Here is a 10,744-nt window from a genome sequence, read left to right as displayed (position 1 = left end):
TAGCATATTTTGTTGAAGTTTCTTTATATTTTATTTTATCTAGCACAACAAGTTAAATTATAAAATTTTGTAGCATTATTTAAAAACTGTAGTGATTCCGGACTGTTCATCCTGAGTTTTTTTACTTCATCTTTTGTCATGGAACTTTCCTTTCTACCTCATCCCTGATTTCAAAACATTATTTATTTTGATAGTTGATTCGTTCTCCTTGAATTACTGGATAACAAATCATTTTATCACTATCCAGATTTTCTACATGCATATCTACTGCACTGATCTGATGGTTTTCATAAGTATTGTAATAATAAATACCTTTTGTAACATTACAACACGACGTATACAATGTGATTTCATATTTTCCATCCGCTACTTCGCAACATCCTCGTTGCTGATCCACAGATCCGAGAATGTGGAAGAATTGGCTAACGCTTTCTTCCTCTGATTCACCTGAAATTGCATTTACCTTTGTAAAAGCTACACGTACAAAGCGTGAGGAAGATGAGAGATCTCCCGGAAGACCTAATCCTCCCATACCTCTACTATATGCATCAAGAGCCAAATTTTCGCAGAAAGTATTTCTGGGCTGTTTAGGAGATAAATGCATATAATTATTTAGTTGAAACATCTGCTGTGGAAATGGCGGATTATTCGTAAGCACTCCTACTGGATTATCATAAATATGCAAACCATCTGACATAGATTCTACCGTAATTGACTCATTCTCATTAGAAATGATCCAGTGTAATTGTGCTAATGGCAATTGCTCGCTGAAAGGAGTATTAACAATATTAATTCGTTCAAGAAGCTCGCGAACTTCAACTAAAGAAGAACACTGGCTTAAAATCCACGGAATAAATTCAAACTGTGCAATATTTTCCACATCTGGCTTAATCGCGGCATAAACAGCATTTCCGACAAAATTCAGTCCTGCCATTGCCACTCCTTTTTCATTCATAGCATCATAATACAAAGGATAATCCTCTGCAACATGAGCCATTCCAATAATTGCATAATGATTTTTCATATCGCCAACATGGCGAAAATTAAACGCATAATTACGTGGTGTAATTACTATCTGATCACCATAAGAGAATTCATAATCGAGGGTTCGTCCAAAGTAAAAATCTTTTGTTTTATAAGTTGCTGCTGTACACATGATCGTTTATCCTCCTAAATAGATTAAAATATGTCAATGAGTTTTTTTCTTGAACAATAATATAGCACAATCTTTTATTTTGTTCCAACTTCATACATGATCATAACATGTAAACTTTAAACTATTTTCCTAGATTATTTCTCCATCAGTTTTTCAAACCAGGTATTCATAGCTAGGATGAATTGACCTACGTCTGGCAATTCTTGCAGCATTTCGTTTAGGGTTTTGTGCTTCACATATTTCTGCACATACACCCAACAGGCAACGCTACTGGCTTCTGATACAATGTCAGCTATGGTTTTGCGCATAAGCTCTTCAAATTCAGCAATTTCTTCTTTCGGAACAACATCATACAGTGTTGGTGCCTGATGACTTATTTTTACTCCATTTTCATTTGCATCTTTAAGCAGATTCTTAACTTTTTCTCTTGAATCCTCCGGTACTTTCATGTACTCCCACATAAATGCTACCACATCGGCTGGTGTGTCTTTTTTTAGTGGTGGTAACTGAATATAATCATTGTTTTCGCTCATTTTCATATCCTCCTCACGATATAATAAAATCAATAAGACGTTCTCTTGTCATGTCCAGTACAGTGTCCACGAATACTCCTGCAAACAGGATCAGATACAGAATTACACTCAGCGAAAATAGAAATGCAACCTGTACCCAGTCATGATAACAGTATGCAGTCGCTATAATCAACAAAGTGAATATAAACCCAAGGATCCCTCTGACAACCGCATAAGTCTGTACTGTCATCTTCACTGCCAGGCCGATCACAAAAAGAATCAGCCATACCGGCAGTAATAATATCTTCCCAGCAAGTTTTAAAATAAACATGTACACCTCCTATCTTACCAGTCCTGGCATATCATGGTTCACCTCTGCCTGATAATACCCGTTCATCGTTGACGGTGCATTAAACAGGGCTGCTAATAAATATTTCTTGATGTTCTTCACCTTTGTGGTGTTACCACGCATACAGTGTAAGACATACTCGATATGTGAATAGGTCAGCATCAGAAATTTTTTCTTCACCAGTGATGCCGGATACCAGTTGCTGGCAATCAAGATCTTGTCATTTTTACACATCACAGTTTCTACGATCAGGTTCACGATTTCATCTACCTGTCGCATATCGTCATGATGGGTTACTTCCAGTGATTCATAATCAATGGTCTCTTTGACAAGGTTTTCATAAGCCTGATAATCCTCAGAGCGGTTATCGCTATCAAATCTTTTCTCATCCACAGATATGATATGATTAGATTTATTATCATTCATTTCAGTATCACTAAGATTAGTATTATTAGGGTTTGAAATGTAAACTTCTTGAAGTTTGTTTTCGAGACTTCTAGAAGTTTGATTTTGGGACTTCATGAAGTTTGAATTGTAAACTTCTGTAGATTCCTCATTTTCCACAGAAGTTTGTTTTTTAAACTTCTTTAATTCCTCTCCAAATTTTTTCTCATCTGTTTTCTCAGGCATAAAGGTTTTCACGTAGATAACTTTCACCTTTCCAAATCCCTGTCTGCGTTTCTCAATCAGACCAATTCCTGTTTCGTCATCCAGTTCTCTCATGGATTTAATGGCTTTATTTCTGCCACAGTTCAGTAATTCCATGATATCTTCGATGGAAAAGTAGATATATGCTCTGTTTTTGTCGTCAAACCACTGATTCTTGATGGAAAGAGACATTCGATTCAACATCAGTCCATATAAAATTTTAGCATTGCTCGATAAATCTTTAAAATAACTGTCTGTAAATAATGCTTTTGGTATGCGGTAGAAGCTGAACTGATCAGCTTCGGTACCGTAAAAATAATTAAATGTCATTTTTTTCTCCATAGTTTCCTCCTTTCATTTTCTGCTAAGAAGTCCTCTTTTTAAACTTCTTTGACTTTGTTTTCTTAGCTTTTTCTATCTTTAACAGGACTGTTCCTGTATCCATTTTTCTAATAATGATTCAATCACTTGCTCCATATCTTTGGCTGTATAATCATCCGGAAAATACTTTGTCAGTTTCTTTTCTGAGAAAGTAAGAGACCGGGATACTTTCTTTGCCATCACACAGTTGTTGAAAATTGATAACATCTGGATCTGATTGATTGGTCCATTATTCAGCTGATTTCTGAGTGCCGCAATCTGTTTTGGCTTGATAAATCCAGTGTCTCTGATATATTCGTAGATCCATTCCTGTACTTCCTTATCGATATAGGAGATATCGACAGCAACCGTAAACTGAAGCTTCTTGTTATCTACCAGATCAAGAAGTTCCGGAATAAGTTCTGTTAATCGTACAAATCTTTGAACCTGAGCTCTACTTTCCCCAACTTGCTTGCTCAAGACTTCATCAGATCTCAACTTCGTCTCATTTTGAGACAAAGTTAAATCTGTTCTAACTCCCTGTCTTTTCATTGCCTCAAGTTTCATCTTATAAGCAAAGGCTTTCTCACTCGGCAACAATTCCTCTCGCTGAATGTTAGCGTCCACCATAGCCACAATGGCATCATCATCTGATAATTCCCTTACAATTGCCGGAATCATTGTAAGTCCTGCAAGCTGTGCTGCATGCATTCTTCTGTGGCCGGATACCATTTCATATTCTTCATTTTCATCCATGCGAAGCAGTACCGGTGTCAGCACTCCATTGATCTTTACGCTTTCTACCAGGTCCTGCATCTTTTCATCATCCAGCACCTTGAACGGATGATTCTTAAACGAATGGATCTTACTGATCTCTATCTCCATTGCTGACTCTTCATTTACCACACCAAGCAATTCATCAATACTAGCCAGTTTAATCTTTTCGCCACTTCTATTTTTCATTATTCAAAACCTCCTGTGTCAATTTCATATATGCCTCAGCAACTTTTCCTTTCGGACAGTGCATGTAGATACTTTTTCCCTCTGCACTGGTCTCAGCTGCTTTTACGGACATCGGAATCACATTTTCAAATACTTCTATCTGGCTTCCGTAGGTTGTATGTACTCTCGATGCAATGTCCCTTGCGTAATTGGTTCTAAAATCTACCATAGTCAGGAGAATGCCCTCAATCGCCAGTTTCCGGTTCAGCCTTTTCTTTACTGTAAGAATGGTCTTGATCAGCTGCTGAAGTCCTTTCACCGGCAGATATGCGGCCTGTACAGGTATCAGCACGGAATCGGAAGAGACCAGTGCATTGATTGTCATCATACCAAGGCTTGGCATACAGTCGATCAGGATATAATCGTATCGGCATCTTATCGCATCGATATATTCTTTCATGATCATTTCTCTGCTCATAACATTTCCCATCGTTACTTCCAGTGCGGAAAGCTCAATATTTGCCGGGAGAAGATCTACATTTTCCTGGTGATGTAAGATCCCATCTTCCAAAGAGATTTCTTCTTCGTTGATGACATCCATCATGATCGTTGCCAGTGTGATGCGAAGATCATCCGGTTCCTCATATCCAAGACTTGCGGTTAAACTTCCCTGTGGATCCGCGTCGATCAGCAACACTTTCTTACCTTCTCTTGCCAGTCCAATGCCTACATTTACGGTTGTGGTGGTCTTTCCGACGCCACCTTTCTGGTTTACTACGGATATAACTTTACACATGATTGCTTCCTCCTTTAACTTTCCCATGATTCTTTTTTCCATAATTTTAGTAGTGCCAATATTTCCCGTTTCATCATTGCCGGTGTATAGGAATTCGGAAAATACTTATGTAGCTGTTCGTTTGTGAAAGCTACTCTTGTGATTTCACCCTTTTTCACTTCACACATGATTTCTTCCATCTTTTCCAGTGACAACTGCTTTTCTTTACTCAGTTGCCGGATTCTCTGGGCCTGTGAGAGTGACGGGATTGCCTGTGCATACTCCATTGCTACAAGCAGTTCCTTTTGCTCTTTTTCACTTAATGCAGCTATCTCTACAGCCGGACAAAAAGAAATAATCTCATCATCCAGTTTCTGCAGCATTTCCGGTATCAGTTTTGTCAGTGAGATATAACGCTGCACTTGTTTTAGGCTATCACCACAATCCTCGCTGATAATCTCTATCGCCCGCTTTCTTGGTGTTTTGTGGTCAACTTGGCTCTTTTTTCGACCATTTTTTCTTTTTAATACGTCATTCTTCAATTTGTAAGCAAAAGCTTTTTCACTGTAGCTGATCCGTTCTCTGTGAAGATTAGAATCTACCATGCTTAAAATGGAATCATCTTCACTTAATACCCGGATGATCACCGGTACTTTTCGGTATCCCAGTTTCTCCGCAGCATGTTTTCTTCTGTGGCCGGATATGATCTCATAGTATCCATCCGGTACCGGTCTGACGATCAGCGGATTTAATATTCCATACTTCTCAATGCTTTCCTGCAGAAGAAACATTTCCTTATCATCTTTCACCTGAAACGGATGCTCTTTGAACGGTCGAAGACGCTCAATCTCAATTTCTATGATTCTTTCTTCGTTTTCTTCTGATTGTCTGTTTGGCTCAGTCATCTTGACTCCTTTCCTCCAGGATTCAGGATACTAAAAAATGCCTGCCTGGAACTTTTATAAATAGTAAAGTTCCAAACAGACATTGCTGTTTGACCATTAGCTGTAGCTAATAGAATCGAATACTGTTTCAGCTAATTTATGTTTGCAGGTTTGGGAGAGATTGTTTCTTTTCCCGCCTTTTCTCTGATTTACATCCCCGAATAAGGGGTGACAACGGAGCGGAACCCAAATGTTAGCTGGACTTCTTAAAACCCATGTTTGCAAACCGGTAATTTTGATTAGCTGTCAGCTAACAAAAATCGGATTGCGTTAGCTGGAAATTGATCATTTTGAATGGAATTTTGTGTCACGAACGTGATTTGAAAATAAAAAAGCGTTCGTTGTCAGCTAATCCAGCTAACATTTTCGAACGCTTTGAAGCCCGTCGCCAAGAGGATTTGAACCTCCGACCCCTCGCTTAGGAGGCGAGTGCTCTATCCAGCTGAGCTATGACGACACATGCCGCAAACCCTTGATTTTACTGGGTTTCTGGGATTTTTCCCTTCGGCCATATATAAGATTATCAACTCTATTTCGAGTTGTCAATCTACAGATTTTTTTGATTTGGTAACATTAGAACGTTCCCCAATTTGGGGAATGCTTTGTTGTCACCATTAGTATTTTTCAGAATAGATTCGAACTGAAAGTTGTTTTTCATTTTTTCCCTTTGGGGAATGCCTCGGCTTTCTCTTAGGAGGCGAGTGCTCTATCCAGCTGAGCTATATGGACATTTAATCAACACCCATAATATAAGTTACTGTTCACTCCGTTCTCAGTAACTTAACCAAAATTCATTCCAGATTACCTGCGACAATGGGATTTTGGCTTGTATGTCTCGGGACTTTGGCATATTTTTGCAAAAATACCTCGAGGAATAATGGTGTATGAACAGTAACTAATATACTATATTTCAAAGAAAATTACAAGTGCAATCTGGCTTTTCTTATCTAATTTTCTGCTTCCGGATTCCATGTATTATCTTCCAGCATTTGAATCATCTCACCCAGTTCAACAGTATATGCTACTTTTACATCACTATCCTGTTTAACGATAAACTCAGACAACCCGTAAGCCTGTCCATTATCCGCCCAGTCATAAGTATATCCCAATCTTGTCCATGGATATTCGCCATCATAATAGCTGGAAATAATGTTCGCATCAAACCATGCTTTATAATCCGCATCAACATCTTCGGAGAATGAATCTGTCATTTCTACTGTTCCAATATCCGAAATATATGCCGGACGAAAAACATCTTCCGGTTTTACCCACATAGCTGTAACATAGTTAGATTCATTATCAGGAGTCAGACCAAGCAATTCTTTCATTCTTGTCTGCCAGTCTGTTACACCCTCTTTATTTTCCTGATACCAGTCTTCCAGTTCACCACCTGTAAATGTCCATACATTTCCCCATTCCAGTTTCACATCAGTGCCATCCGGATAACTGTCCGGATATTTATGGAATGTATATAGAAGAACTCTTCCCTCTTCATTATAAACTGCATAAGGCTCTCCCTCATCCAGGCTTACTACCGGAAGAATCTCACCATCCTCAGCAATCATCGCATCTTCAACTGCCTGATCAAAAAGAATCCGCAGATCATCTTCACTTTCAGCAGAGGAATCGGTTTCTGCTGCTTCTTCTGTCTCTGTTGTTTCTTCTGCCTGTACACTTACAGATACCCCGCATGATACAACCATTGCAGAAACCAGAACTCCACTTAACATCCATTGTTTCCATAATTTATTTTTCATATAATGTCATCTTCCTTTTTTTAGTTTTCCGACTTACCTGCCCCAAGTATATCATAGTAATTCTTTCTTTTCTTACCCTTGGAATAAATTGCAAATATCCGGCGTGAAATGTATATTACTGTTCACTCCGTTCTCAGTAACGTAGCCAAAATTCCAGATTGCCTGCGGCAATGGAATTTTGGCTTGTATGTCTCGGGATTTTGGCATATTCATGCCAAAACACCTCGCAGGATAGTGGTGTACGAACAGTAACAAATGTATATCTATAACACTCCCTCGTCAAGCGGATTGTTATAAGCATGTTTCACGTGAAACATATTCTTGTAAATCACAAGATGGCATAGGCGAAATATTCGTCCATGCCATCATAAATCATTTTAATTAATAGTGCAACTGTCCCTGGAGCCATATGATTCCTTTGAATCTACGTCCGATCTTTGGCTCCCCCAGCAAATCATTCTTATTGATACAAACATCAAACTGCATATCATTACAGTCTAATGTAAGCTGGCAGATTTCTTCTCCTGTTATAATGTTCTTGAATGTCATAAAATCCAGAATCTCACCCATGATACTATATTGATCACATTCAATTCCATATGGCATGAAATAGGAATCCACTATAGAAAAAATATCGTCTGTAACTATACGCTGAGAAATCATGGAATATGTATCCATATCCTCCATCGTGAGGCTCTCCATAGCCTCTTCATCACCGTTTCTGGCGGCTGCAATGAGATGATTTCTGTTCTTTGTCAGTTCACGTTCTGCTTTTACTGCTTCTTTATCTTTCTCTACAGGAAAAAGGATTTTTCCTTCCCTGGCCAGCCCGGAAAGGGTTAAAGGCTGGCCACCCGGAAGTATGTTGCCTTTTTCACGCTGTTGCAGATACTCAGCCGCATTCTGAAGATAGAAAATTAAAGTAACCCCAATTCTCAAATCGTCACAGGCACCTGCAAAAGATTCTTTGTCTGCATGTCTTTCTATCACAACACTCTCCTGTGTTGTAATGCCTGTTCCGCGAAAAAAAGGAAAATAATAATCCGGATAAAATGCGTTGTTTTCATCATACTGCCCGCAGACAGTAATTCCACAATCGCATCCATAATTCTTGGAAAACTCTGCAAACATACCATCAGGGTAGTTCTCTATGACTGTTTTCTCATCATAAGTTTCAACCACATCCGTAATGATCTGTCTGATACTGCTTCTTTTGGTGATCCTGGAAAAACCAACTGCCCTCAGATAACTGTGCATAAGAACACCTCCCTGAAAAAGCTCACCCTCCATTAAGCGTGCTTTTTCTCAATCTTTGTCATACCACCCATGTATGGCTGCAGAGCTTTAGGAATACTTACAGAACCGTCTGCATTCAGGTTATTCTCCAGGAATGCGATCAACATTCTAGGCGGTGCTACAACAGTATTATTTAATGTATGTGCAAGATATTTCTTACCATCTTTTCCGTTTACACGGATCTTAAGACGACGTGCCTGTGCATCACCAAGGTTTGAACAGCTTCCTACCTCGAAATATTTTTTCTGACGTGGAGACCATGCTTCTACGTCAAGAGATTTTACTTTCAGGTCTGCCAGGTCACCGGAGCAGCACTCAAGTGTACGAACCGGAATGTCCAGAGAACGGAACAGATCTACTGTATTCTGCCATAATTTATCAAACCACATCGGACTCTCTTCCGGTCTGCAGACAACGATCATTTCCTGTTTTTCAAACTGATGAATACGGTAAACGCCTCTCTCCTCAAGTCCATGAGCACCTTTTTCCTTACGGAAACATGGAGAATAGCTTGTAAGAGTTTTCGGAAGCTCTTCCTCAGGAATGATCTGATCGATAAATTTACCGATCATGGAATGTTCACTTGTTCCGATCAGGTATAAATCTTCACCCTCAATCTTATACATCATGGCATCCATTTCAGCAAAACTCATTACACCTGTTACAACATTGCTTCTGATCATAAAAGGAGGTACACAGTAAGTAAAACCTCTGTTTATCATGAAGTCACGTGCATAGGAAATTACTGCTGAGTGAAGTCTTGCGATATCTCCCATTAAATAGTAGAAACCATTTCCCGCAACACGTCTTGCACTGTCAAGATCAATTCCATCAAAATTTTCCATAATTTCTGTATGATATGGCACTTCAAAATCCGGAACAACCGGTTCACCAAACTTCTCGATTTCTACGTTCTCGCTGTCATCTTTACCGATCGGTACAGATGGATCAATGATATTCGGAATTACCATCATATCTTTGAGAAGTTCTTCCTCTACCTCTTTCTCTCTTGTGGAAAGTTCTTCAATACGGGTTCCGGAAGCAGCTACCTGTTTCTTTACTTCTTCAGCTTCTTCTTTCTTTCCCTGTGCCATCAGTGCACCGATCTGTTTGGAAATTTTATTTCTCTCTGCACGAAGAGCTTCTACTTCCTGTTTGATTTCGCGATTCTCTTTGTCCAGTTCCAGAACTTTATCCACTAATTCCAGTTTATTATCCTGAAATTTGTTGCGGATATTCTGTTTTACAACTTCCGGATTTTCTCTCACAAATTTAATATCTAACATCTTGTTCCTCCTGAAATATTCTATTACATTATGTAATGATGTCAGGGTAAAATCTGGCAACAACTTTCCCCCTGATATCAATTTATCATATCATGTGCATTCCTGCACAAAACAGATTCTCTTTTAGTATGCTCTTGTTTTCAGCTTTTAAACATTACTGTTCACTCCGTTCACAGTAACTTTTAAAAAACTTTATTCTTCAATATTATCCAGTCCAAAATTCACTGCCTTACGAAGTGCCTCTACTTCTTCCTGGCTGAGCATAACGTAGGATTCGCCTTTTACAATTTCTTTCATATACAAAAAACAATTGTCCCGGCTGTGTACTGCATTTAAGATAAGGCCTGTATTCTCTTTGTCCAGTAAAGCCAGCGCAAAACTTAACTTTCCACCTACATCATCAAATGCGTCATACTTTTCTACACCATATTTATTAAACATTTTATCAAGATTCTTTTTGATAAAAAGAAGATCATGATCATGTTCTTCCTTCGCATCATAGAGCTTATCTATCTGAGCGAATTTTCTAACGAATACTTTTTCCAGAGACTGTGCATCTGAACCTTTCATGAACGTCTTATATTTACGTTCCAGACGGCTCAGGCGCATATTCATACTGATATTCCTTACCAGCAGGAAGATAGTAAGAATCAGCAGTATAATAATGATGATCCCGGAATCAATTCCAAGATTTTCAAAAATGCCACTCATATTACTGT

At 38.8% G+C, this 10,744-nt stretch carries 11 protein-coding genes, 1 tRNA gene and 1 pseudogene; all 13 read right to left on the bottom strand.

Going from position 1 to position 10,744, the window contains the following annotated elements; genetic code table 11:
* Positions 1 to 53: 53 nt before the first annotated feature.
* A pseudogene (locus LJE11_RS10680) lies at positions 54 to 140 on the bottom strand (GTP pyrophosphokinase); the annotation flags it as partial.
* 38 nt (positions 141 to 178) lie between these two features.
* Complete coding sequence (gene bsh, locus LJE11_RS10675) at positions 179 to 1,156, bottom strand: choloylglycine hydrolase (protein WP_227295969.1); 978 nt, start codon at positions 1,154 to 1,156, stop codon at positions 179 to 181.
* A 134-nt stretch (positions 1,157 to 1,290) separates the two neighbouring features.
* The gene (locus LJE11_RS10670; RefSeq protein WP_118339754.1) at positions 1,291 to 1,695 is read right to left on the bottom strand and encodes a hypothetical protein; all 405 of its coding nucleotides are present in this window, start codon (positions 1,693 to 1,695) and stop codon (positions 1,291 to 1,293) included.
* A gap of 7 nt (positions 1,696 to 1,702) precedes the next feature.
* Positions 1,703 to 1,999, bottom strand: coding sequence for a hypothetical protein (locus tag LJE11_RS10665; RefSeq protein WP_118339751.1), 297 nt, complete (start codon positions 1,997 to 1,999; stop codon positions 1,703 to 1,705).
* A gap of 9 nt (positions 2,000 to 2,008) precedes the next feature.
* Positions 2,009 to 3,007 (bottom strand): DUF6017 domain-containing protein, encoded by a 999-nt coding sequence (locus LJE11_RS10660; protein ID WP_227295967.1) that lies wholly within the window; start codon positions 3,005 to 3,007, stop codon positions 2,009 to 2,011.
* A gap of 78 nt (positions 3,008 to 3,085) precedes the next feature.
* A complete protein-coding gene (locus tag LJE11_RS10655) occupies positions 3,086 to 3,988 on the bottom strand; it encodes a ParB/RepB/Spo0J family partition protein (RefSeq protein ID WP_227295965.1) in 903 nt (300 codons plus the stop codon).
* Positions 3,978 to 4,763: a ParA family protein gene (locus tag LJE11_RS10650; RefSeq protein WP_055163322.1), complete on the bottom strand. Its 786-nt coding sequence runs from the start codon at positions 4,761 to 4,763 to the stop codon at positions 3,978 to 3,980. Before LJE11_RS10650 ends, LJE11_RS10655 begins: the two co-directional genes overlap by 11 nt.
* Positions 4,764 to 4,777: 14 nt before the next feature.
* Positions 4,778 to 5,647 carry a ParB/RepB/Spo0J family partition protein gene (locus tag LJE11_RS10645; protein ID WP_227295963.1) on the bottom strand — a complete coding sequence of 290 codons (870 nt, stop codon included), beginning with the start codon at positions 5,645 to 5,647 and terminating at the stop codon, positions 4,778 to 4,780.
* 422 nt (positions 5,648 to 6,069) lie between these two features.
* Positions 6,070 to 6,143: transfer RNA gene (locus LJE11_RS10640), tRNA-Arg, on the bottom strand.
* Positions 6,144 to 6,633: 490 nt separating this feature from the next.
* Positions 6,634 to 7,443 carry a hypothetical protein gene (locus LJE11_RS10635; RefSeq protein WP_227295961.1) on the bottom strand — a complete coding sequence of 270 codons (810 nt, stop codon included), beginning with the start codon at positions 7,441 to 7,443 and terminating at the stop codon, positions 6,634 to 6,636.
* 381 nt (positions 7,444 to 7,824) lie between these two features.
* Positions 7,825 to 8,700, bottom strand: a complete 876-nt coding sequence (locus LJE11_RS10630) for a DUF3881 family protein (protein ID WP_227295959.1) — start codon at positions 8,698 to 8,700, stop codon at positions 7,825 to 7,827.
* Between the two features lie 32 nt (positions 8,701 to 8,732).
* Complete coding sequence (serS, locus tag LJE11_RS10625; RefSeq protein ID WP_118331685.1) at positions 8,733 to 10,025, bottom strand: serine--tRNA ligase; 1,293 nt, start codon at positions 10,023 to 10,025, stop codon at positions 8,733 to 8,735.
* A gap of 192 nt (positions 10,026 to 10,217) precedes the next feature.
* Positions 10,218 to 10,736 (bottom strand): DUF4446 family protein, encoded by a 519-nt coding sequence (locus tag LJE11_RS10620; RefSeq protein ID WP_020993348.1) that lies wholly within the window; start codon positions 10,734 to 10,736, stop codon positions 10,218 to 10,220.
* Positions 10,737 to 10,744: the final 8 nt, after the last annotated feature.

The organism is Blautia sp. DFI.1.216, assembly GCF_020594215.1.
Lineage (GTDB): Bacteria > Bacillota > Clostridia > Lachnospirales > Lachnospiraceae > Blautia_A > Blautia_A wexlerae.
The sequence above is the reverse complement of the archived record's forward strand: the minus strand, read 5'-3'. Positions and strand labels throughout refer to the sequence as shown.